The sequence below is a fragment of the Flavobacterium sp. genome, assembly GCF_025352015.1.
In the GTDB taxonomy this organism is placed as follows: domain Bacteria; phylum Bacteroidota; class Bacteroidia; order Flavobacteriales; family Flavobacteriaceae; genus Flavobacterium.
In genome coordinates, this window is sequence record NZ_JANXUG010000017.1 from 1 (window position 1) to 24548 (window position 24548).

Genomic DNA, 24548 nt, shown 5'->3' on the forward strand with positions numbered 1-24548 from the left:
AGAATTAAAATTTGTAAAAATGAGTTTGAAACTTCTCCATCAAAAGGATTTTGTGCTTCGCAAAACAACTGGTTTTATGGCTATAAACTACATGGTGTTTGCTCTTTAAATGGGGTTTTTCATTCGTTAGACATTACAAAAACTGAAGTTCATGATATTCATTTTTTGAAAAATATAAAACAACAAATGTATGATTGTGTGTTACTCGGTGATAGAGGTTACATATCTCAAAGCATTCAATTAGACTTGTTTCAAACGGTAAACATCAAATTAGAAACTCCCAAAAGGAAAAACCAAAAAGATTATAAACCACAACCTTTTATCTTTAGAAAATCAAGAAAAAGAATTGAAACATTATTTTCACAACTATGCGACTAATTCAAAATTAGAAACAATTACGCTAAAACTTTTGAAGGTTTTAAAACAATACCCGAGAGTTTGCTCGAACTGGCGAAGCAATTTTGGCAAAAATAACAGCATTAACACTGGTTCAATATATCAATAAATTTATCTTTGATAGACCAATAAATAATATCAAAAATCAAATCATTTAATTACACCCAACGGGTTAATATTTATATTTGTTTTAAAAATAAATGACATGTTGGAAATTTATAAAAAAATTAATGCAAGGGTAATGAGTACGGTAGAAATTAACACAAAATTATCTTTACTACCAGTGAATTTGAAAACTGCAATTTCTTCTTACAAATTAAACGAAAAAAAACAACAAAGAATAACGGGTTTAGAATTATTGAAAACTGCTTTGATTAACAATAAAATGGATGCTGATTTAATAAATACAATACAATACAATCCTTTTGGGAAACCTTTTGTAAATGTTGATATAGATTTTAGTATTTCATATTCAGACAACAATACTATTTTAGGATTTATTAAAAATGGTTCTGTTGGTATTGATATAGAACACATTAAACGTATTGATTATAAGCTATATAAAGATTATTTCACAAAAAACGAATGGGAGTTTATGAATGAAAATTCTTTTACCGAAGCAATTTTTTTTAAACTTTGGACTCGTAAAGAAGCTGCTGTAAAAGCAATTGGTAAAGGAGCTTTTTTCGATTTAAAAAACGTAGAAGTTATAAACGAATTTATTACAATTGAGAATAAGAATTTAAAATTATCCACAGAATTTTTTGAAAATCAGTATTGCTTTTCCAGCGCAAGCACTAGTTTATAGTAAAAAAAAAACACCTTAAATTTCTTAAAGTGTTTAATATGTTCTATTTTTTCATAAAGATTATTTCTTCTGATTTTTCATTTCTTTTTCAATCATATCGTAGAATTCGTCAATTTTTGGTAAAACCACAATACGAGTTCTTCTATTTTTAGCTCTATTTTCAGCGGTATTATTATCTACTAATGGTATAAATTCGCTTCTACCTGCAGCAATCAATTGAGCTGGTTTTACGCCTAATTCATTAGTTAAAACTCTGATAATAGCTGTAGAACGTTTCACACTTAAATCCCAATTATCAAGTAAAATAGCATTTCCTGTAAACGGAACATTATCGGTATGACCTTCAACCATACATTCGAATGTTGGTCTGCTGTTAACCACTTTTGCTACTTTACCCAATACTTCTTTGGCCCTGTCGCTTACGGAATAACTTCCACTTTTGAACAATAATTTATCGGCAATCGAAATGAAAACCACTCCTTTTTCAACATTAATTTCAATATCGGGATCAGAAATTCCAACGGAACTTTTTAAACTAGTGACCAATGCTAGTGTCACACTGTCTTTTTTAGTTAAAGCATCTTGAAGACGTGTTATTTTTAAATCTTTCTCTTTCAAACTTTCTAAAGATTTTTCCAAGTTTTGAGCACCTTTAGTCGTTAAAACGGTCAAATCTTTTGAGTTGCTTATCAAATCAGAGTTGTTTTGTTTTAAATATTCAGCTTGTTTAGAAAGTGCCTCTTTTTCGGATAGACACAAATTCAATTTAACAGTAGTTGAATTCAATAAGTCTTGACATTCTTTGTTTTGAGCTTCTAAAGCGGCAATCTTTTTCTTTGAACCACAAGAAGTCAATGTTAGGGCTAGTAGTGAAACGGCAAAAATTACTTTTTTCATAATTGTTTTTAATTAAAATTTTAACAAAAATAAGCATAAATTTAGAAAACAGTAGTGCCGTAAAAAGATAAACTCTTGTTAAATTTATTTTTCAAAAATAATTTTTTTTTTTACGAAGTAGTTGTAAACAATACTTTTGGTGTGATAGTAATTACTGTGATGAGGAGCTTTTCGCTTCTTTAATGTTTTGTTTATCAGACTGTAAAATGCAAAATGTGCTTTTAATATTGCCGTACAATGGCTGAATTTTCCTTTCAAAATAAATTGCACACCTGCTAATCCATCTAAAATTAGACGCATTAAAATGATGGAAACTAATTTATTTTCGGGTAAATTTTTAGCAAGCATCAACAACGAATTTCTAAAATTTAAAAAGGTTTTCTTCGGATTGCTTTCATTCAAGGTCGCTGCGCCAACATGATACACGAGTGATTTTGAAGTGTATTTACATTTATAACCGCTATTAAAGGCACGCCAACATAAATAAATTTCTTCCTGATGTGCAAAAAAATCATTGTCAAAGCCGTCAAGTTTTCTATAAATTTCTTTTCGAATGAAGAAACATGCACCACTTGCCCAAAATATCTCAATGCTATCGTCATACTTACCATTATCTTTTTCAAGGGTTTGAAAAATACGACCTCTGCAAAACGGATAACCAAATTGGTCTATAAATCCTCCAGCGGCTCCGGCATATTCAAAGTAATCTTTGCGTTTATAATCTAGTATCTTTGGTTGTAAAATTCCTGTAGTTGGTTCATTATCAAAGGTAGTTAGAATAGGAACAAGCCAATTTTGTGTTACTTCAACATCAGAATTGATTAAAGCATAATATTCTTCTTTTACTAGTTGTAAGCCACTGTTGTATCCTTTGGCAAAGCCAAAATTTTCATCATTTTGTATTATTTTTACGGATGGAAATCGGGTTTTAAGTAGTGCAATAGAAGTATCTGTAGATGCGTTGTCAATAACATAAATAGTCGCTTCATTAGAATATCTGATAACTGAAGGCAAAAACTGCTCTAACAATTTTGCTCCATTCCAGTTTAGTATGACTACGGCTATTTTTTTCAAGTCAAATTTGGTTATTTATGGAATTGGTTATTTGAAAAATTAGGTAAATCAGTAAGAAAAATATAGGCTTCATTCTCCAAATCCATTTGACAAAAGTAGTGATTTAGTCCATTGGTTACCATTAAGTAACATGCTTTAAGCGTCAAATTGTAACGCGCAATTTGGTTAAAGGTTTCTTGCGTGATTTTTACTTCGGGCGCTTTGCATTCTATTAGTAAAAACAATGCTCCATCAGGACGAAAAATCACAACATCATACCGTTTGTATAAATCATTAACCTTGATTAATTTCTCCACATTGATATAAGATTTCGGATATTTCTTGTCTTGCAAAAGAAATTGAATTGTGTGTTGCCGAACCCATTCTTCTGGAGTTAGAAGAATAAATTTTTTCCTAATTTCATCAAAAATAGCCACTTTATTTTCACTATTTTTGAACCGAAAGTTATAGGAAGGAAAGTTGAGGTTTTGCATATGGCAAATATAAACCATCAACCATCAACCACAAACCCTAAACCTTAAAAATGGACGAAGTAGTAAAAATCATCAACGACATCAAAGCAGGCAACATCAAACCTATCTATTTTTTGATGGGAGAAGAGCCCTATTATATTGATAGAATAACTGAATATTTAGAACAAAATCTATTGACTGAAGAGGAAAAAGGATTTAATCAAATGGTGCTCTACGGTAGAGATACTACTATTGATGATATTGTAGCCAATGCAAAACGTTATCCAATGATGGCCGAACGTCAAGTAGTCATTGTGAAAGAAGCACAACATTTGGTGAAAGAAATTGACAGGCTTGAATCTTATGCTCAAAACCCACAACCTTCTACCGTTTTAGTCTTTGCCTACAAATACAAAACCATTGATAAACGCAAGACGATAGCCAAAACTATACTCAAACACGGTTTGGTTTACGAAAGCAAAAAAATGTATGAAAACCAAGTAGGGCAATGGATTGTTAGGGTTTTGCAAGGAAGAGGATTTACTATTGAACCTAAAGCCAATGCAATGTTAGTTGCTTTTTTAGGTAATGATTTAAGCCGAATTGCTAATGAGTTGACCAAACTAGAAATCATTTTGCCAAAAGGAAGCACCATCACGCCTCATCATATAGAGGAAAACATCGGTTTCAGTAAAGACTTTAATGTGTTTGAATTTAGAAATGCCATTGGGGACAAAAACCAATTTAAAGCGTATCAAATAGCCGATTACTTTGCTCAAAATCCAAAGGAAACCCCCTTGGTGGTCATAAATGCTCAAGTGTTTTCTTTTTTTTTAGGTTTGTTGCAATACCATGGACTTAAGGATAAATCCCCAAATAATGTTGCCAAAATACTCAAAGTAAATCCTTTTTTTGTGAAAGATTACATAGGCGCAGCACATAATTATCCTATGCGAAAAGTGAGCGGTATTATTGAAACATTACGTAAAGTAGATGTCAAAAGCAAAGGTGTCGGTGCAAATGCTCTGCCCACGAGTGATTTGCTGAAAGATATGCTTATAAGCATTTTTAATTAAAGTAATATTTCTTGTGCGGTAATTAGTTTCATCAATTACAATTACTATATTTAGCAGTCAAATTTTAATCTAATGAAAAAATTACTTTTATTCGGTTCGTTACTAATGACCGCAATTTTTTTTGGGCAAGAAACCTATATTCAGTGCGGCAAAATTGTTGATACTAGAAACGGAAAAGTATTGGGTAATAAAACCATTATCATTTCGGGAAAAACTATCAAAAGTGTTGAAGATGGATTTGTGAACCCAACAGATTCCAATACAAAAATTGTCGATTTAAAAACAAAAACAGTAATGCCTGGCTGGATTGATATGCACGTTCATTTAGAAGAACAAACCAGTCCCACAGCCTATCTTGAAGAGTTTACGCTCAATGATGCCGATATTGCTTACAATGCCGAAGGATTTGCCAGAGCTACTTTGATGGCAGGTTTTACAACTGTAAGAGATTTAGGTGGAAGTGGCGTCAACGTTTCGTTGAGAAATGCTATTAATGCCGGAAAAGTTATTGGTCCAAGAATATTTACCGCCGAAAAAGCAATTGCTTCAACGGGTGGTCATGCAGATCCAACAAATGGGTATCGTAAAGATTTAATGGGAAATCCAGGACCAAAAGAAGGCGTCGTGAATAGTGTGGAAGATGCACGTCAAGCGGTGCGCCAACGGTATAAAAATGGTGCCGATTGGATAAAAATTACAGCCACAGGCGGCGTATTAAGTGTTGCCAAAAGCAGTTCTAATCCCCAGTTTACCCAAGAAGAAATAGAAGCAATTGTATCTACCGCTAAAGATTATGGTATGAAAGTAGCGGCTCATGCCCACGGAGATGAAGGCATGCAAAGAGCAGTCAAAGCTGGCGTAAAAACCATTGAACACGGCACAGAAATGAGTGAAGCTACGATGGATTTGATGATAAAAAATAATTGCTATTTGGTGCCCACCATCATTGCAGGAAAAACAGTTGAAGAAAATGCCAAAAAAACCAATTATTATCCCGCTATAATAGTTCCTAAAGCACTTTCTATAGGACCAAGAATTCAAGCTACATTTGCAAAAGCTTATAAAAGAGGAGTTCCCATTGCTTTTGGTACAGATGCTGGTGTATTTCAACATGGAAAAAACGCCAAAGAATTTATTTATATGACCGAAGTGGGAATGCCAGTTATAAAAGCCATTCAAGCCGCAACAATTACAAATGCCATGTTATTGGATATGGACAAGCAGATAGGCGTTTTAGAATCGAGTTATCTTGCGGATATTGTTGCTACCGATGCCGATCCGACACAAGATATTTCTACAGTGCTTGGCGTGTCGTTTGTCATGAAAGAAGGAATAGTTTACAAACCATGAACTGCAAACTATTAACCACAAACTATCAACATTTTTACATAAATTTGCTTTCCAAAAAATTAAATACCACAAAGCATGGGAATGAATAAAAACACCGTCCTAGGATGGGCAACCTTAATTATGATAATCATGGGACTATCGCTCATTGCACTGGGTGCATTTAGATATAATGAAACTGCAGGCTGGGGTTTTGCCGCAACAGGTATAGGCTTCTTGGCAAATGCATGGGTGTATAGTTCGCTAAAAGGTCGTTTATAAATTTAATATCTAATATTTAAAATCTAATATCAACATGTCAGACGATAAGAAAGTAATTTTCTCGATGCAACGATTGAGCAAATCCTATCAAGGAAGCGATAAACCAGTATTAAAAAACATTTATTTGAGTTTCTTTTACGGTGCAAAAATTGGAATCCTTGGATTAAACGGTTCCGGAAAATCTTCACTTTTGAAGATTATTGCTGGGGTAGATAAAAACTATCAGGGCGATGTGGTTTTTCAACCTGGTTACACGGTTGGATATTTAGAACAAGATCCACAATTAGACGAAACTAAAACCGTGCTAGAAATAGTTAAAGAAGGTGTTGCCGAAACGGTTGCTATTCTCGATGAGTTCAACAAAATCAACGATATGTTTGGTTTACCTGAAGTGTATGAAGATGCTGATAAGATGGACAAACTAATGGAGCGACAAGCTTTATTGCAAGATAAAATTGATGCATCGGGGGCATGGGAATTAGATACCAAACTTGAAATTGCGATGGATGCTTTGCGTACGCCAGAAGGTGACACACCCATCAAACATTTATCAGGAGGAGAAAGGCGTCGGGTGGCTTTATGCCGTTTGTTATTGCAACAACCTGATGTATTGCTTTTGGATGAGCCAACCAATCACTTGGATGCGGAAAGTGTACTGTGGTTAGAACAACATTTAGCACAGTATTCCGGAACTGTAATTGCTGTAACACACGATCGATATTTCCTGGATAACGTAGCGGGATGGATTTTAGAATTAGATAGAGGTGAAGGCATTCCGTGGAAAGGAAATTATTCTTCTTGGCTTGACCAAAAAACAAAACGTATGGAACAAGAAGAAAAAGTAGCTTCCAAACGCAGAAAAACGTTAGAACGTGAATTGGACTGGGTTCGTCAAGGTGCAAAAGGCAGGCAAACCAAACAAAAAGCACGTTTGCAAAACTATGATAAACTCTTGAACGAAGATCAAAAAGAACTCGACGAAAAATTAGAAATCTACATTCCGAATGGTCCAAGATTGGGAACCAATGTGATTGAAGCTAAAAATGTAGCCAAAGCTTTTGGTGACAAATTATTATACGACAATCTAAATTTTACTTTGCCACAAGCAGGAATTGTTGGGATTATTGGACCCAATGGTGCTGGTAAATCCACCATTTTTAGAATGATCATGGGAGAAGAAAAAACAGATTTAGGTGAATTTAGTGTGGGCGAATCGGTGAAAATTGCCTACGTTGACCAAGCACACTCGAACATCAATCCTAATAAATCTATCTGGGAAAATTTCTGCGACGGACAGGAATTGATTATGATGGGTGGACGACAAGTAAATTCTAGAGCCTATTTATCCCGATTTAATTTTGGCGGAAGCGATCAAAACAAAAAAGTGGCAGCACTTTCGGGTGGCGAACGCAACCGTTTGCATTTAGCAATGACCTTAAAAGAAGAAGGAAACGTATTGCTATTGGATGAACCTACGAATGATTTAGACATCAACACGCTACGTGCTTTGGAAGAAGGATTAGAAAACTTTGCCGGTTGTGCCGTAGTAATTAGCCACGACAGATGGTTTTTGGACAGAATATGCACGCACATTTTGGCGTTTGAAGGAAACTCCGAAGTATATTATTTTGAAGGTGGTTTTTCTGAATATGAAGAGAACAAAAAGAAACGTTTGGGCGTAGATGCAACACCAAAACGTATTAAATACCGTAAATTGATTAGAAACTAATTTAATCAATTAGAAAATCTCGTTAAACGAGATTTTTTAGCAAAAATTTATAGTTGAATGTTGAAATAGTTTTATGATTAGAGCCAAATCCTTGCCTACATTTTTGTTATTATTTTTTTGGGTTTTCAATGTTTTGGCTCAAGATTTTAAAGCGGAACAATTAAAAATAGAAAAATTGCTTAATCAAGCAAGTACAGATTATAATCAGGCAAAATACGATAAAGCATTAGAATCTTCAAAACTTGCCTTAATTAACTCATTTGCAATTAATGATGACTCCTATATAGCGCAGTCTTACAATACTATTGGCGTTATTTACAACGAATGTTCGGACTCAAAAAAAGCGATTGAGTTTTATGAAAAAGCGCTTTTGTATGCCAAAAAAACGAATAAGGATAAACTTTTTAATTGGATTTACGGCAATTTAGGAAGCGTGTATTACTTCAACCAAATTGATGTTAAAAAAGGAATTGGTTATTACAAAAAAGCATTGTATTATGCGACAAAAATCAAGGATACTGCTCAAATAAATTATACTAAAATTAATATTGCCAGTGCTTATTTTTCTGTTAATAAATTTGATGAAGGCAACAGTTATATTAAGGACATAAAAGAAGAAATTTTGAACAAGGGTTCAAACGATTCAAAGATGTCGATGAATTTGCTTCTAGGCATTTACGCAACTTATAACAATCAAAAAGATGCCGCAGAACGCTATTATTCGGTTGCCGAAAAGATTGCTCAAGATAATAAGTTTGATTCGTTTTTAATCAATATTTATGAAAACCGTATTCATCATCACAAGTATTATGAAGAACCTCAAAAAGCATTATTGTATAAAACAAAGTTAGATTCGTTAAGCAAGGTGGTGTATTCGCAAGATAAGCTTAATAATATTCAAAAAGAAGCCGTGCAAATTGAATTAGACGAATATAAAATTCAGTTGGAACGCATAGAAAAAGTAAATGAAAGCCATACAAAAAGTCTCAAAGAATCAAAGCTAATTGTGATACTATTTATAGTAATTCTGATTGTTTTATTGCTATTACTCTTCACATTGTATAAAAATATAAAACTTCGGGAACAAGCCAATATCGATTTAAAAAAAGCTAACGAAGATTTATTACAGGCAAAAGAAATGGCAGAGGAAGCTTCGCAACTCAAATCGCAATTTGTATCAACTATTACTCACGAATTGAGAACACCGTTGTATGGTGTTATTGGTATTACCAATATTATTTTAGACGAACATAAAGAATTAGGAAACAGTCCGCACTTAAAATCATTAAAATTTTCGGCAAAATATTTATTATCGCTTGTAAACGATATTCTTCAAATTAATAAAATTGAGGAAAAACGGATTGTGTTAGAGAATTTGATTTTTAATTTAACGGATGAAATCACGTTAATTAAAAACTCCGTTGAATTTATTGCCGATAAAAATAATGATAAATTAACCCTGGAAATAGACACGGCTATTCCCGAATTTTTAATTGGTGATAAATTGCGCTTGTCACAAATTATTATGAATTTGGTGAGCAATGCCCTGAAATTTACTAAAAACGGAGAAGTGGCTATTACTGCCGATTTGAAAAAAGTAGAAGACAAAATATATTTTATTGAATTCAAAATAAAAGACACCGGAATCGGGATTGCCAAAGAACATCAAGACAAAGTCTTTGATAAATTTGTTCAAATAGAACGCAAGGAGGAAGATTATCAAGGGACAGGACTGGGATTATCTATAGTATCTAGTTTGGTGAAGTTATTTAATAGCGAAATTCATTTGGAAAGCGAGGAAAACGTTGGCACTACTTTTTCGTTTACTATCGCATTTGAATTTGATGAAATGAAATCATTAGAAATTATCAATAATATAGATGTTGATTTGTCATCCTCACATTTATATAATATTTTGGTGGTTGAAGACAATAAGATTAATCAGGTGGTGACCAAAAAGATTATACAAAGCAGCAACATGACTTGCACGATTGTAGATGATGGTTATGCGGCACTAGTCGCTATAGAGCGAGAATCGTTTGACTTAATTCTTATGGATATAAATATGCCACTGATAAACGGTTTTGAAACGACTCGAAAAATTAGAGAAAAAGGCATCACGATTCCTATAATTGCTTTGACTGCTTTTGATAAAGAAGAAGTAACCGAAGAGGCAATTTCAGCAGGAATGAACGATATAATAGTCAAACCTTTTGAACCATCCAAGTTGTTTCAAGTAATTCACAACCAGGTGAAAAATAAAGAAAACGCCAGTTAATACCAGCGCTTTTTATTTTTCTTTGAAGCTTCCGATTTTCTAGAATTGTTTTCTTTTCCCTCGGGTTTCTTTTTGTTTCGTAAATCTGGTTTGGCATCAGGATTTGGTTCACCTTCTTTCCAAAGAAACGGATGATCCTTCATGATTTTCACATTTACTTTAATCAATTTTTGAATGTCTTTCCAATACGGTTCTTCATCTTGACTGCAAAAAGATATCGAGATTCCGTCATTACCAGCACGACCTGTACGACCAATACGGTGCACGTAGGTCTCGGGAATATTAGGCAAATCAAAATTGATTACATAAGGCAAACTTTCAATATCAATGCCGCGCGCAGCAATATCTGTGGCTACCAAAACCGAAATTTCTTTACTTTTAAAATTGTCTAAAACACGTTGACGCGCTGTTTGCGACTTATCCCCATGAATGGCTTCGGCATTTACGCCATGCTTTTTTAATGCTTTTACCACATTATCAGCGCCATGCTTGGTCCTAACAAACACCAACACATTATTCAGATTTTCATTCCGAATCAAATGGTACAGCAACCCGCGCTTATCTTCTTTTCCAACAAAATAAATTTGCTGCTCAATAATTTCCGCCGTAGAAGATACAGGCGTCACCGAAACATATTCGGGTTTATTCAAAAAAGTATCCGCCAATTCTCGTATTGCCATTGGCATGGTTGCCGAAAACAACAAAGTCTGTCTGTTGGTGGGCACCAATTTCACAATCTTCCGAACATCATTGATAAAACCCATATCGAGCATCAAATCGGACTCGTCCAGGACTAAATAATGCAAGCTGTCAAAGTCGATAAAACCTTGTTTGTGCAAATCCAGTAATCGTCCTGGCGTGGCAATCAAGATGTCAATTCCTTTTTTTAATTGATCTACTTGTGCTACTTGCGAAACGCCGCCAAAAATTGTAAGTTGCCTAATATTGGTATATTTTCCGTAGGTATCAAAACTTGCACCAATTTGAACCGCTAATTCTCGGGTTGGCGTCACCACTAAACAACGAATTTCTTTAGTTTTTTTGGACGATCCAATCATTCGATGCAAATTGTGAATTATAGGAATAGCAAAGGCTGCCGTTTTTCCGGTACCAGTTTGGGCGCAACCTACTAAATCTTTTCCTGCTAATATAAATGGGATAGCCTTTTCCTGAATAGGTGTGGGGCTGGTGTATCCTTCTTCAAAGACGGCTCTTTGAATACTTTTGGATAATGATAAATCTTCGAATAACATAAAATATACTTGCTGTTAAGTGTAAGTTGGCGCAAAGATAGGTTTATAATTGTGAATTATGAATTAGATTTTGCAATCATTCACCATTCACCATTATATCAATTCTCGTCTAGACTTGATAAAATCGGTTACCAAATATCCAATTAGTTTTCCAATAAGATGATTATTTTTTTCTTCCCCTAAATCGGGTGCACCTTCGCAAATATGGAGATAGGTAGCATTTTTAGTTTTACCAAAAAAGTAAACAAACTGACGCAATTCCTCTACCGAAAATCCGCTCATAGTCATAGCACTACTGGCAATATTGGGTATCGAATCTAAATCTATTTCAATGCCGTACGTATCATTTTTGATGAATTCCAATGCAGTAATCAGCTCTTGATCAAAGTTTTTTTGTTGCCGCACCTTGATTTCGTCATACGTATTAAAAGTAACTCGATCTTCTATTTTCTTTAAATTATCCAATACATTCTTGGAGGTGTAATTTTCGTGTAAACCAAAGATGAAATATTTTTTTAAAAAACCTTCTTCGTAAGCATACGAAAATCCGTTGCCGCTATGCCTTCCTTCTAATATTCTAAAATCGGAATGCGCATCAAAGTTAATGGCATTGATAGGTTTGCCTAGACCAAGTGCGGTTCCTTTTATATTTCCGTAAGCATTGTTATGACCACCACCTATAATGATTGGGATTTTGCGGCATTTGATGATATTACTAACCACGTGAACGACTTCTTTATCAATTTTTTCAACTAGGGTGCTTAATTTTTTTCGGTCCTCGGTAGTGTTAAAATCCAAATCTTTGGCCTGGTTCATTTCTTCGGCAATATCTAGTTTACCTAAAACCAAAATTTGACTGCCTTTACAAAATCGGTTATGTTGAATATTGGCAATGCTTTTTATGGCACTTTCCCAAGCAGAATCAGCACCGGGACGTCCAAAATTAGCTCGAATACCAACATCTTCTGGAATTCCGAACAAGACATATTTCGCCTCACAGTTTTTCATATAGGCAAAACAATTTTCACCTTTAGGAACGGTAAGCATTTTTTCGCCAAACTTAATTTCGCCGCTTCTATGGTTGGTAACTTTTGCTAAATCGGTTACAAAAAAAGGAATTAATTTATACATTTTAGAAAAATATTTCACCAAAAATATAATAAAATTGCTTATTCAACGTTACTTACTTAAATAGTATTACATTTGAATATTAAAAAATTTAACATATGGAAAATCAAAACAGTCATTCAAAATTAAAAGCTGTTATAGGAATATTAGCGGTTTTATTGGTAATTAGTTTAGTGTATATTTTTAAATTGACTTCGGATGCCAAAACATTGCAAACTACAGTTACCACTGTAAAATCTGAAAAAGATTCTGTTCTAAAAGATTTAGCGGATTTAAAAACAACTTATGATGCAGCTATTGCTGAAAACACTTCTATGTCTGATGAACTCATCACAGAAAGAGATAAAGTTGTAAAATTGATGACCGAATTAAAGTCAGCCAAAGGCGATAATGCCTCGTTGATGAAATACAAATCACAGTACAAAGCATTAGAACAAAAAATGCAAAATATGATGCAGGAAGTGGCGGTTTTGAAAACACAAAATCAAGAACTTACCACGCATTTAGATAGTACCAAGGTAGTATTGGACGATTCCAAAAAGTACAATCAGGTTTTGGTAGGTCAAAACGAAGAGTTATCTAAAACGGTTGAAAAAGGTTCTAAATTGACTATCACTAATTTGAAAACAGCTTCGTATAAAGTGCGAAGTTCAGGTAAACAAATTGCTACCGATAAAGCCAGCAGAACAGATATGTTGAAAATAAATTTCACTATTGCAGAAAATAAAATAGCAAAATCGGGTGATAAAACTTACTACGTTCAGGTTATTGATTCTAAAAATAATGTTCTTGGAGACAAAGCAACCATTTCTTTTGGCGAAAATACTTTAACCTATAGTTTTACGACTAATGTAAAATATGAAAATAAAACGGTAGAAGTTTCGGAACAATTACCAGGTAAAAATTTTGAAAAGGGAACTTATTTTGTCAATGTTTTTGACAAAGGTGAGTTGGTTTCAAAAAGTAGTTTTTCATTAAGATAGGCCATAATTTTTTATTTTTAATAGTAGTTTGGAAAATCCTTTTGTTGAAAAACAAGAGGATTTTTTTATGCTACAACTTTCCCGTTTAGGATAATTTGATCAATCCTATTTGAACCAAAGGCATAAGGTAACTCGTAGTAAGAGTTCATTGGTTTTGTGATGATAAGATTGGCTTTTTTGCCAATGGTTATACTGCCGTGTGACGATGAGATTCCCATAGCGTAAGCGCCGTTTATAGTGGCAGCATTGATGGCTTCTTCGGGAGTCATTTTCATTTTTATACAAGCGGTTGCTACCACAAAATTCATATTTCCCGAAGGTGAAGTACCCGGATTAAAATCGGAAGCCAAAGCAATAGGCAGTCCAGCGGCAATCATTTTTCGTGCAGGAGTATACGGAATGCTAATAAAATAGGAGCAACTTGGCAAAGCTACGGGCATGGTTTCCGCATTTTTTAAGATTTCAATATCTTCATCGGTTACTATTTCTAGATGATCTACAGAAAGTGCGTTGTGTTTTACACAAGCAGCAATACCATGAATAGCTGTAAACTGATTAACATGAACTTTGGCACGTAAACCAAATAGTTTTCCGGCTTCCATGATTCGTTCTGTTTCGGCTACTGAAAAATAACCTGTTTCACAAAACGCATCAATATAATCAGCTAGCTTTTCTTCGGCAATTTTTGGCAAAATCTCATTAATCAATAAATCAATATATCCAGTGTGGTTTTCTTTATATTCTGTCGGAAAAGCATGAGCGCCAAGAAATGTGGCTTTGATAGTTATTGGATAATTGGCAGCGAGCTTTTTTATGACGCGCAGCATTTTAAGTTCACCATCTGTAGTTAATCCATATCCCGATTTGATTTCTACAGCTCCGGTTCCTAATTTTATAATCTCCTCTAGTCTTTTTTTTGATTGTTCATAAATCTCCTCTTCGGATGTTTCGTTTAGTTTTTTAGTCGAGTTTAAAATTCCTCCACCGCGTAGGGCAATTTCTTCATAGCTTAAACCATTAATCCTGTCTACAAATTCTTGTTCTCTGTTGCCAGCATAAACAAGATGGGTGTGGCTGTCGCACCAAGAGGGTAAAATCATTTTTCCATGTGCATCAATAGTAGTGTCAGCGTTTATTTTGGGACAATTTTCCATGGAACCGAAAGCTGCAATCGTATCATTTTCTATCAACAAAAAAGCATTTTTAATCGTTGGTAAAATTGCCATGTCACTTCCAGAAACTTTTTCAATCAAAGTTTCTCTAACTTGCAGTAGTTCTTTTATGTTGATGATTAACGTTTGCATCATGATTTTTTGTAAAAATAGTTCTAAAAATAGAAATAGTATTAATTTTATGGAAATTTAGAATCCGTGAGAAAAATAAATTACAAAAAAGGAAAAAAAGTACAGCCAACGTTATTGGAATACACGGGCGTTCACAAGTTTACCCTTACCGAAATACAGTTGTTTGTATATGATACCAATGATTTGGCCGAGTTTCATGAAATTGAAGTGAGCCAAATGAACAAGCACCTTGATTTTAGTAAATCAAATTGGCTCAATGTTCACGGTTTAAATGAGATTGATGCCATAAAACAAATTGGAGATTGTTTAAGTGTTGATAATTTTATGCTTTCCGATATTTTAAACACCACGAAACGAACAAAACTAGAAGAATACCACGATACTTTGTTTTTTAATATTAAATCACTTTTGCCCGAAGCAGATTCTAATAATATTAATGTAGAACAAATTAGTTTTTTATTGAAAAGCGGAATTTTAGTATCCTTTCAGGAAAAGAGAAGTGATTTTTTTACGCACATTCGGGAACGAATACGAACACATTCGGGAATTGTTCGTGATAAAAAAGCAGATTATTTATTGTATTTGTTGCTTGATGCTGTGATGGAAAACTTTTATATAACCATCGAAAGTGAAGAAGATAGAGTAGAGGAATTAATCAATTTATCAAAAACCAGTACGAGGCCCGAAATTTTAGAACAAATAGAAAAACATCGTGACAATTATAATTTTTTAAAGCGTTCTATAATTCCGTTGCGAGACTCTTTGTATTCTATAAAAAGTATTAAATATGACAATGTTTTTAATGCAATAGAACCCAATAATTATAGTTTTTTTGAACGTTTACATCAAAAAAGCTTGGAGCTTTTAGAACAAATAGAATACGATTTGACTACGCTAGACAGTGCTTCTAATTTTTATTTTTCGACCCAAAATCACAAGATGAATGAGGTAATAAAAACCTTGACAGTGGTTTCGGTTTTTTTTATGCCGCTAACTTTTATTGTGGGTGTTTACGGAATGAATTTCGATAACATGCCCGAATTACATTGGCAGTATGGTTATTTTATCATCGTAGGACTAATGATTTTGTTATTTCTTGGTATGGTTTATTATTTCAAGAAGAAAAAATGGTACTAAATACTATTACTTAACTTTTATTTCTTAAAAAAAGCCCCCAAAAAATGTCTAACTTTTTGGGGGCATTGCAATTTACTTGAAACATTTTTAGAATATAGAGCAAACAATTTATTTTTCCATTTTGAAGTAATAATCCGCAGAGTGTTTTCCGCTACCATAAATGGTGTAAAAAATACTTACTGCTAAAGTTATTGATGCAATACAAAAATTTACAAAATTCATATCGCCAATAAAATTAATCAAAACAGCTCCAAGCAAAATGGGCAATTGAGCAATTAATGCCCAACGTGTTAGCAATCCAAAAACAATCATAATTCCGCCCATAATATGCGCTGCGGCGATGTAATGAAAGGTTAACATTCCTCCCATAAAATTACTCACGGGCGCTATAGCATCTTCAAAATATCTACTGTTACTAACAAAATAACCGCCTTTAAAAATAAAAAATAAACCTAATACAACTCGTATTGCATCAAACCAAAATGTAGAATGAGCATTTGCCCACTTGTTCAAACCTTTTACTGAAGTATCCATAATAAAGAAGTTTAAAAATTCATTACTAAATTACTAATTATTAGTGATATAAAGAGGTTTTTAGAAAGATTTATTATTCTTTTATAACATCGATATAAAAGGAATTGGTGTTGACCACTATTTCCTCTAAAGCATTTATTTTTATTTTTGATTGCTTCCAACTTGTTGTTGGAAACAGTCTACTAGTTTTGTTCTTAACGGTTACATCAATAGGCATCGTGAAATTTGGTTCGTACGAAAACCATTTGTACTCCAGTTTGTTTTTATTTTTTCTAATGATTAAATTGGGAGTAGAATTTTTTTTGAGATATTGATTAAATATTGAAGTCAAATTTATGCCGCTTTCTTTATTGAAGAAGTTTACAACGGTTTCGGTATCGATGATTTTGTACTTGTAACTAGTTGCATATTTTAATAACATTTGCCACCATTTTTCATCATTGTTTACAACGTGTCTTAAAGTATTGATCATCAAGGCGCCTTTGTAATACATATCGTTTGAACCTTCTTTGTTTACACCATAAGGGCCAATAATAGGTTTGTCATTATTTACATTTTGCTTCATTCCGTTGAGGTAGGTTTGGGCTTTTTCATAACCATATTGGCATTCAACAAAAACGGTTTCGCTATACATGGCAAATGCTTCGTGAATCCACATATCAGCAATGTCTTTTGAGGTGATGCTGTTGCCAAACCATTCGTGAGCACTTTCGTGAACGATAATGTAGTCAAACAAAAGTCCTATTCCTGTACCTGATAAGTCGGTACCTAAATAGCCTTTTACATAATGATTTCCGTATGCCACGGAACTTTGATGCTCCATGCCTAGATAGGGAGTTTCTACTAACTTGTATCCGTCATTAAAAAAGGGATACGTTCCAAATTTACTTTGAAAGCAATCCATCATAGGTTTTACTTCTTCAAAATGAACTTTGGCTTTAGCCTCGTTGTCACGCAGTACATAGTAATCTAAATCCAAGCCTTTGTAGTTGTCGTGAACGTGTGTATAATTGGCTATGTTGACCGTAATATCGTAGGTGTTTATAGGATTGTTAACTTCCCAATCCCAGCGGGTGTATCCATTTTTCAAATCTTGTGAACCCATAAATCTACCGTTGGAGACCTCCATCAAACCATTTGGAACGGCTACTTTTAGGGTAGTGCCAAAATTGGGTTCATCGCTTTGGGAGTCTTTGCATGGATACCACAAACTGGCACCTGTGCCTTGACAAGCCACGCCAACCCATGGTTTCCCTTGATTGTCTTTCGTAAAAACAAACCCGCCGTCCCAAGGTGCGTTTTTGGCAACTATGGGTTTGCCCGAATAATAAAAGCGTATCGTTTTTGATTTTCCTCCTATGTTTTGTAATACTTGTGGAAAGTTAATAAATACGGCATTGAACTCTCTATTGAATGCGAGTTTATTAGTATTGTAAATTATAGAATCGACTTTCATATTTTCGAATAAATCTACCTGAATCACTTCGTTTTTACTTTCCATGTCGAAAGTGATGTCGTTGTAGCCAACAATAGATTTATCCTCAATATTGATTTTGATATTCAAATCGTAGTGCAACACGTCATAGCAGGTTCTTTCCAGACGTAAACCACCTTGAAGGGAATCTTTTCGGGTGTAGGTTTGTTGTGCCAACAGCGTTTGAAAGGTTATTAAAAGTAGTAGTGGAATTGTTTTTTTCATAGCATAAAAGTAGTGAAAAAGTTTTTAGTTGTGCCCCTCGACTTCGCTCAAGTTGACAGAAAGGAGGTAAGAGCTATGAGTTATGAATTGTAAGTAAAAAGCTTGTTTATTAGCACCTCTTTTTTTAAAAACTACACTTTATTCTGAAAGTAAACCTCGCTTAACTAGGTTAAATGAGGTTGTCTTTTAGGTTTAATTTGAAATTTTGGTTTTTTGAAGTTGTTTAGCAACCGCTACCGCTGTTTTGCAACGTTTTATTTTGATTCTAATTCACTTCCTTCAATTACTATTCTTTTCTGAATCAAATTTGAAATTAGCTATTTTGATTTCTCGATTACCAATAAAAACTTTCAAAATTTACCATTAAATTCATTACTTAAGTAGTTTCTAATTTGTCCATAACACATTGGAGTTCCTAATTGAAATTTTCGTTTTTCAACTTCTGATAAAATTTCATATTCTTTTGCGTCAATTCTTCTGTATGTTGGTAAAATTACTTTGATTGTTGACGCTTATAATTTTTTGACTTTTAAATTTTTAATTTCTATTGTCACCCAAGGCACTGAATATTCAAAAAGTATATTTATTTTTTCTTTCTCTGGAATTTTAAATTGGTAATTTCCATCAAAATCCGAATTTGTGTAAATTGAATTAGAGATTTCTATTTTGACATCAGGTAAATGCTGTGATTTAGTCACTAACATTTCCACTTAATTTTACTTGAGCAAAAAGAAGGGTTTGAAATAGAACTGTGATTATTGTTATATAACGTGTCATAAAATGTTGCATGATGACTGCTCGACTTCCTCGTCGTTGCGAAATTTGGACCTTTTTATTTTTTTTTTAAGATAAAATTTTTTTCAACGAATGTTTCGTCAAAGACAAATATTTTTTCAGTATTACTGTCATAGCCGATTTGAGAACAAAATGAATATTTATTGTTTGGAGGATAAACTTCAAAATTATTTATAGCTTTTGCAATTGTTGACTTTCCTGAACCATTACTTCCAAAAAAGAAGTTAACTTTTGACAAGTTACTCAATTCAACTATTTCATTATAACTACTAACTTTTGAAATTTTTAAATTGTTTATCATTTATTTTTCTTATCGTGTTATTTTCTGCGGTTTTTTGGTAGTATGTCGCCCAACGTTTCCACGCTTGTAGCAGTTGGGGTTAAATATTCGCTTTCCTTTCGGTTAAATACTGAACTTTGCAAGTACAAGACAAACTTTAGATTAAACCTAAACCCCCAATTGCTACAAACGTGTGTTGGAGGATGCCATAACTTTTTACATTCCAGTTTTCACGTTTCATTTAGTTTTTTAGTTTTTGTTAAGTGCCTATTTTACTGGTGCGGTTGTCTTATCTATTTTGGCAGGAGCTTATTCTATTTTGGCGGTTGTCTTGTTTAGTTTGGCAGTTGTCATATCTATTTTGGCATAAGACTTATTTACTTTGACGGTTGTCTTATCTATTTTGGAGATTGCTTTGTTTATTTTGACATAAGGCTTATGCAGTTTGGCATAAGCCTTATCTATTTTGGCAATTGTTTATACTTTTTTGAATTTAATTTTAGCGATTGCTTTATATTGAACTGAATTACTATCAAGGATTGTAAACAAATAATCTTTTGCCTTGTTAAATGTATCTACTAAATTATCTACTGAAAGATACATAGAATTATTACGAATGCTACGAGCATTGTTTAAAGGAACAAAAGTGTTAGCAACGCCTTGCGTTGCTTGCAACATTTGGGCTTTTTCTGCTTGCAAAGTAGCAATTTGATATTCTGTTTCGTTTGGGTTATAGTTTGGTGTGTTTTGAAGTTGTGAAATTAGCAAATCGTAATTATTAGTTCGTTGGTCGTAACTCATTTGAGAGGTTGAATGTTGTGTTTGCTCCTCTATTGTGTTGGTTGTTGGTGCGTTATTGACTTTGCGAATGCCTTTTAATTTACGAGCGATAGTCATAAAACCTTCTAATTGTGCTGGTGTTACTCCTTCGGTGGCTTTGTATGCTTTGCGAAGTTTTGTAATTTTTTTGCTAACTGGTGCAAAAACATTTTCTCGATTATCAACTGCAATAGAGTAAGGAGCAACTAATGTATTTACACTTTCTTGATGTGAAAATGAATTAGTGTAGATGTTTTGTAAGTTTGACAATAGTAATTTTGGATTACTTGGATTGTATATTGCAACTAATTGAACAATATATGTGTTCAATAAATTTGCGTTTGCTATGTTTTTAGCGTGTCCTTTTTCGGAAGTTGAAGCCATAATTTTTTAGTTTAATTGATTAGTTTGTAAATATATAAAAATAAATAATTATTCTATAAACGTAAAAAGCCATATTTAATTATACAATATATTGCGTGAAATCCATCCTTCCAATTAATTTTTTTTCCTTCATCATATGTTCTACCATAATAAGAAATTCCTACTTCGTATATTCTTATTTTTTTAATTTTTGAAACTTTAGCGGTAACTTCTGGCTCAAAACCGAATCTTTTTTCTTGCAATGAAATTGATTGTAATATTTTAGCGTCAAACATTTTATAGCAGGTTTCCATATCTGTTAAATTTAAATTGGTAAACATATTTGATAAAAAGGTTAAAAAACGATTTCCTATTGTGTGCCAAAAAAACAATACTCTATGGGGATTTCCTCCCATAAATCTTGAACCATAAACAACATCAGCATGACCATCTAGAATGGGTTGCAAAAGAATATTGTATTCGTTTGGGTCATACTCTAAATCGGCATCTTGAATAATTATGTAATCTCCAGTTGCATTTTTTATACCAGTTTGTAATGATGCTCCTTTTCCTTTATTTTGGGGATGTTGTAATAATTCAATTGATAAGTCTATATGAGTTGAGATGTAATTTTTGATGACTTCTAAAGTATTATCAGTAGAACAATCGTCAACTATAATTATTTCTTTAACTATGTTTTGAGATAAAATAACATGTTCAATTTTATTAAGAATTAAATGAACTGTTCTTGCTTCATTAAAAACTGGTATTATAATGGATAGCTTTTTCATTTATATTTTTTTGATAATAAATTTATTTATTTTTTCATTATATAATTTTGCAAATAAAATAATAACAAACGGAAAGAAAACGATATGAAAACGATCACCTTGTGAGCAAGAAACACCCGATATCGTAATTGTATATAGAATGTAAAAACTTATTAGACTGTAAAGGAATTCATGCTTATATGATTTGAAAAGATAATAGAAAGCCAATATAAATCCAATTATTGTAAAAAACCTATTTTGATACTTCGATATTATAGATAACCATTTTTTTAAAGTATTATAGTAATTTTTATTTTTTAAATTTTTTGATGTCTCAATAGAACCATTTGGAGTTTTTGCGTTTTCAGACAAATCTGAAATATACGCTTTTATTAAGTTAAATTTATTATTATTTATTTGACTTAATAAGTCTTTAGTAGCTATATTTCGTTGTTCTGGATAAGAAAATTTTGTTAAAAATATCGCTCTTTTATTCGTGTTTTGATTTAATGTGTCATTTGTTTTATAATAAAATGCTTTGCTTCCGAGATAATTATAATATGTAACACTATCAATATAACTTAAAGTATAATTACCATAATCATTTTTCATTTTTACATACTGAAATGCAATTAATGATAGACTTAAATAGATAAAAAGAATGCTTTTATTTCTATGATTTTTTAATAATGTTTTACCAAAATAGATGAAAATTATGATAGCAAAAAATTTCACACTAGGTTTTATTAGCATTGCAAAAAGTAAAATACTAATAGCCAAAGACAAGAAATGAAAGGATTTTTCTGTATAATATTTATCAAGAAAATAAAAAATGGTAATCATTAAAAACGTAAAAATACTTTCTGTTAATAATTGAAAATTAATGAAAACAAAACTTAAAATAGAATAAAACAACAATGACCATAATAGAGCTTTATTAATTGGTAATTGTTTTTTTAAAAAATTTAACAGCAATAACGCACTGCCTAACCAAGCTATAATATTAATTATCAAACTAAATTCATAAATAGTAGCATCTGTAGCTTCAAAAAGATATGGTACTCCAGTGATAATAGCCATTCCAATAGGTCTAAAATAATGCGTTTTAAAATTATGGTACAAATAACTTGCGGATTCTCTATAATTATCGCAATCGTTACAAATATTATTTTGATGATTAATTTGCATTAATTCATTAAGAAATGATATCCAAACTATGCCTATTAAGATTAAAATAATTTGGTATTTATATTTAAAAAGTAATTTTATCATATCTATTTTTTTTGTAAAAGTAAGTATTTTAATAAAAAAAGCGGTTGTTTTACAACCGCTTATATTTACTCCTTTATAAATTTAAGTGTTTCGGTTAGTTCTTTAGAATTTAGTTTAACAATAAACAAACCACTTGGTAGGTGAGGAATACTTAACTCCAAATCTTTACCTTCTGTTTTAGTTTGATAAATCAATTTCCCAAGCATATCAAATATAGTAATGTCAATTTCTGAAATAGATTTATTTAATGAAATCGTAAAAGTTCCTTTGTTTGGATTTGGGTATAGCTTAACTAAATTATTAACCATTTCATACTTCCTTTCATTTTGATTTTTATTTGAAAAACGAGGATAGGCTGGACAAACTGTAATTTCACTATCAATTTTTAAATCAATAAAACCATTGAAATTAGGTTTAAAATCTGAACTTGTAATAACATCAATACTATTTTTAGCAACAAAATTAGAGGTATTTCCATCTCTAAAAACTTGATTTGAAATTGTTAACTTATTATTTATGTGTTGCAAATCAAAATCAAATCTCCAAAAATCTTGACCATCAATTAAAGCGTTACCATTAGGGTTCATTAACTCTGAAACAAACTCTACTGAATCTCCAGATTCTAATTTTCCAGAACCAATCCGACCAATAAAATAACTATTTGATGGATTTGATTCAATATTTTTAGAAGTCAATTGTAAAATATCTTCAACTTCATTTGGATTTAAGCAAGGATTTAAAGATTGCATTAACGCTACTGTTCCTGTAACATATGGAGCCGCTCCTGACGTTCCATCACCATAATTATATGGCAAACCATTTTCTAGACAACCTAATAAATATGAACCATATAATGGATATCTCCATGCTGGCGCACAAATATCGACTTTTGAATTAGTTGTCAATCCTTCATAAAAAGAAGAAAAAACACTATTACTATATATACCAGTTGGGCTAATCAAATCTTCATTATACCACGATACATCACCATTAGTTTCATGGGTTATTTGGTCAGTAAAGTTTGCGTTTTTATGATTTACCCCTGAAACGGAAATTACATTATCATAAGAAGCTGGGTAGCCATACCATAAATAGTTTGGTGCAGGTGCAGAATAAGAATTATTATTGCCAGCACCAGCTACAAGCACTACTCCCATATCATGTATTTGGTTGATAATATCTTGTTGAGATTGAACATAGCCAGTTAAATATGTCCTATCATCCTGATACATATAAGCCCAACTCATATTAATTACTTTTATACCAGCATTTGCTAAATCTAGTATACCATTATATGACAAAGTATATGGAGTACTTACTACCTTACAGTCTGAACAGATACCAGAAATACCATGTGCATTATTTCCTTGAGCAGCAGCAATTGCTCCAACACTTACCCCATGCCATGCTTCACTACCGCAAACAAAATTAGAGTTAAAAGAATTTACATTTAAATATGTTACCTTATTACCAAAGTCTAAATCTGTATTAACAACTTTTCCATCAGATATTCCAATTGTTACATTTCCAATTTGATTTTGAGGAAAATAGTCCCAAGCTTTTGGTACGTTGATGTAGTCAAAACTTTTTAAACTTAAATTTGCTCCTAAATTTACATTAGGGCTAGTAGTTCCATAATCATTTGGATAATATAACAGTTCAATAATTTGGACTGTTAAATCTTCAGTTCTTAAATATTTAGTTGGAAATTTGGCTAATAGTTCATTCATTAAACTACTGCTATTAGATTCAAATGTAAACATATTTAAAGATTTTAAAACCCTAGAACTTGGATATGTTTGGTAAAAATTTGATATTGTATACTTTGAAAAAAAATCTTTTTCGTCGTTATTGGTTCCAATATATACTGCTATATTATTTTCAATTTTAAAA

The 24548-nt window shown here is 32.5% G+C and carries 22 protein-coding genes and 1 pseudogene; 9 read left to right on the plus strand and 14 right to left on the minus strand.

The window, feature by feature from the left end; genetic code table 11:
* Positions 1-554: pseudogene (locus tag Q0Q96_RS02195) on the plus strand (IS982 family transposase); the annotation flags it as partial.
* Positions 555-637: 83 nt separating this feature from the next.
* Positions 638-1204 carry a 4'-phosphopantetheinyl transferase superfamily protein gene (locus tag Q0Q96_RS02200; RefSeq protein ID WP_293871209.1) on the plus strand — a complete coding sequence of 189 codons (567 nt, stop codon included), beginning with the start codon at positions 638-640 and terminating at the stop codon, positions 1202-1204.
* Between the two features lie 60 nt (positions 1205-1264).
* On the opposite strand, the gene Q0Q96_RS02205 is transcribed toward Q0Q96_RS02200, so the two are convergent.
* From Q0Q96_RS02205 to Q0Q96_RS02215, 3 genes are all read right to left on the minus strand, one after another.
* Entirely contained in the window at positions 1265-2101 is an 837-nt protein-coding gene (locus Q0Q96_RS02205) for an OmpA family protein (RefSeq protein WP_293871211.1), read from the minus strand.
* 84 nt (positions 2102-2185) lie between these two features.
* Positions 2186-3175, minus strand: a complete 990-nt coding sequence (locus tag Q0Q96_RS02210; RefSeq protein WP_293871213.1) for a glycosyltransferase family 2 protein — start codon at positions 3173-3175, stop codon at positions 2186-2188.
* An 11-nt stretch (positions 3176-3186) separates the two neighbouring features.
* Positions 3187-3648, minus strand: coding sequence for a type I restriction enzyme HsdR N-terminal domain-containing protein (locus tag Q0Q96_RS02215; protein WP_293871215.1), 462 nt, complete (start codon positions 3646-3648; stop codon positions 3187-3189).
* A 50-nt stretch (positions 3649-3698) separates the two neighbouring features.
* Here Q0Q96_RS02215 and holA point away from each other — a divergent pair, with 50 nt between their 5' ends.
* The 5 genes from holA to Q0Q96_RS02240 all read left to right on the plus strand — a co-directional run bounded on the left by holA (position 3699) and on the right by Q0Q96_RS02240 (position 10318).
* The gene (holA, locus tag Q0Q96_RS02220; protein ID WP_293871217.1) at positions 3699-4703 is read left to right on the plus strand and encodes a DNA polymerase III subunit delta; all 1005 of its coding nucleotides are present in this window, start codon (positions 3699-3701) and stop codon (positions 4701-4703) included.
* Between the two features lie 72 nt (positions 4704-4775).
* The gene (locus Q0Q96_RS02225; protein ID WP_293871219.1) at positions 4776-6053 is read left to right on the plus strand and encodes an amidohydrolase family protein; all 1278 of its coding nucleotides are present in this window, start codon (positions 4776-4778) and stop codon (positions 6051-6053) included.
* Between the two features lie 75 nt (positions 6054-6128).
* A complete protein-coding gene (locus Q0Q96_RS02230) occupies positions 6129-6311 on the plus strand; it encodes a CAL67264 family membrane protein (RefSeq protein WP_293871221.1) in 183 nt (60 codons plus the stop codon).
* A gap of 34 nt (positions 6312-6345) precedes the next feature.
* Positions 6346-8040 carry an energy-dependent translational throttle protein EttA gene (gene ettA / locus Q0Q96_RS02235; RefSeq protein ID WP_293871222.1) on the plus strand — a complete coding sequence of 565 codons (1695 nt, stop codon included), beginning with the start codon at positions 6346-6348 and terminating at the stop codon, positions 8038-8040.
* A gap of 73 nt (positions 8041-8113) precedes the next feature.
* A complete protein-coding gene (locus tag Q0Q96_RS02240) occupies positions 8114-10318 on the plus strand; it encodes a response regulator (protein ID WP_293871223.1) in 2205 nt (734 codons plus the stop codon).
* On the opposite strand, the gene Q0Q96_RS02245 is transcribed toward Q0Q96_RS02240, so the two are convergent.
* Together Q0Q96_RS02245 and Q0Q96_RS02250 are read right to left on the minus strand one after the other, a co-directional pair.
* Positions 10315-11571, minus strand: a complete 1257-nt coding sequence (locus Q0Q96_RS02245; RefSeq protein ID WP_293871225.1) for a DEAD/DEAH box helicase — start codon at positions 11569-11571, stop codon at positions 10315-10317. The genes Q0Q96_RS02240 and Q0Q96_RS02245 overlap by 4 nt on opposite strands.
* Before the next feature lie 93 nt (positions 11572-11664).
* The gene (locus Q0Q96_RS02250; protein WP_293871227.1) at positions 11665-12702 is read right to left on the minus strand and encodes a formimidoylglutamase; all 1038 of its coding nucleotides are present in this window, start codon (positions 12700-12702) and stop codon (positions 11665-11667) included.
* 95 nt (positions 12703-12797) lie between these two features.
* Here Q0Q96_RS02250 and Q0Q96_RS02255 point away from each other — a divergent pair, with 95 nt between their 5' ends.
* On the plus strand, positions 12798-13682 hold the full coding sequence (locus Q0Q96_RS02255) for a hypothetical protein (protein ID WP_293871229.1): 885 nt from the start codon (positions 12798-12800) through the stop codon (positions 13680-13682).
* A gap of 65 nt (positions 13683-13747) precedes the next feature.
* On the opposite strand, the gene hutI is transcribed toward Q0Q96_RS02255, so the two are convergent.
* Complete coding sequence (gene hutI / locus Q0Q96_RS02260; RefSeq protein WP_293871252.1) at positions 13748-14986, minus strand: imidazolonepropionase; 1239 nt, start codon at positions 14984-14986, stop codon at positions 13748-13750.
* Between the two features lie 66 nt (positions 14987-15052).
* Here hutI and corA point away from each other — a divergent pair, with 66 nt between their 5' ends.
* Entirely contained in the window at positions 15053-16123 is a 1071-nt protein-coding gene (gene corA / locus Q0Q96_RS02265) for a magnesium/cobalt transporter CorA (RefSeq protein ID WP_293871231.1), read from the plus strand.
* 108 nt (positions 16124-16231) lie between these two features.
* Here the strand turns inward: corA and Q0Q96_RS02270 are convergent, their stop codons facing one another.
* The 8 genes from Q0Q96_RS02270 to Q0Q96_RS02305 form a co-directional block, all read right to left on the minus strand.
* A complete protein-coding gene (locus Q0Q96_RS02270; protein ID WP_293871233.1) occupies positions 16232-16657 on the minus strand; it encodes a DoxX family protein in 426 nt (141 codons plus the stop codon).
* Positions 16658-16730: 73 nt separating this feature from the next.
* Positions 16731-18356 carry a M1 family metallopeptidase gene (locus tag Q0Q96_RS02275; RefSeq protein WP_293871235.1) on the minus strand — a complete coding sequence of 542 codons (1626 nt, stop codon included), beginning with the start codon at positions 18354-18356 and terminating at the stop codon, positions 16731-16733.
* A gap of 512 nt (positions 18357-18868) precedes the next feature.
* Positions 18869-19060, minus strand: coding sequence for a hypothetical protein (locus Q0Q96_RS02280; protein ID WP_293871237.1), 192 nt, complete (start codon positions 19058-19060; stop codon positions 18869-18871).
* A 128-nt stretch (positions 19061-19188) separates the two neighbouring features.
* On the minus strand, positions 19189-19452 hold the full coding sequence (locus tag Q0Q96_RS02285; RefSeq protein WP_293871239.1) for an AAA family ATPase: 264 nt from the start codon (positions 19450-19452) through the stop codon (positions 19189-19191).
* Between the two features lie 456 nt (positions 19453-19908).
* A complete protein-coding gene (locus tag Q0Q96_RS02290; RefSeq protein WP_293871241.1) occupies positions 19909-20634 on the minus strand; it encodes a hypothetical protein in 726 nt (241 codons plus the stop codon).
* A gap of 53 nt (positions 20635-20687) precedes the next feature.
* Entirely contained in the window at positions 20688-21404 is a 717-nt protein-coding gene (locus Q0Q96_RS02295) for a glycosyltransferase family 2 protein (RefSeq protein WP_293871243.1), read from the minus strand.
* On the minus strand, positions 21405-22655 hold the full coding sequence (locus tag Q0Q96_RS02300; RefSeq protein ID WP_293871246.1) for a hypothetical protein: 1251 nt from the start codon (positions 22653-22655) through the stop codon (positions 21405-21407).
* Positions 22656-22720: 65 nt separating this feature from the next.
* Positions 22721-24548: S8 family serine peptidase (locus tag Q0Q96_RS02305; protein WP_293871249.1), on the minus strand; the 1828-nt coding region annotated here is incomplete at its 5' end.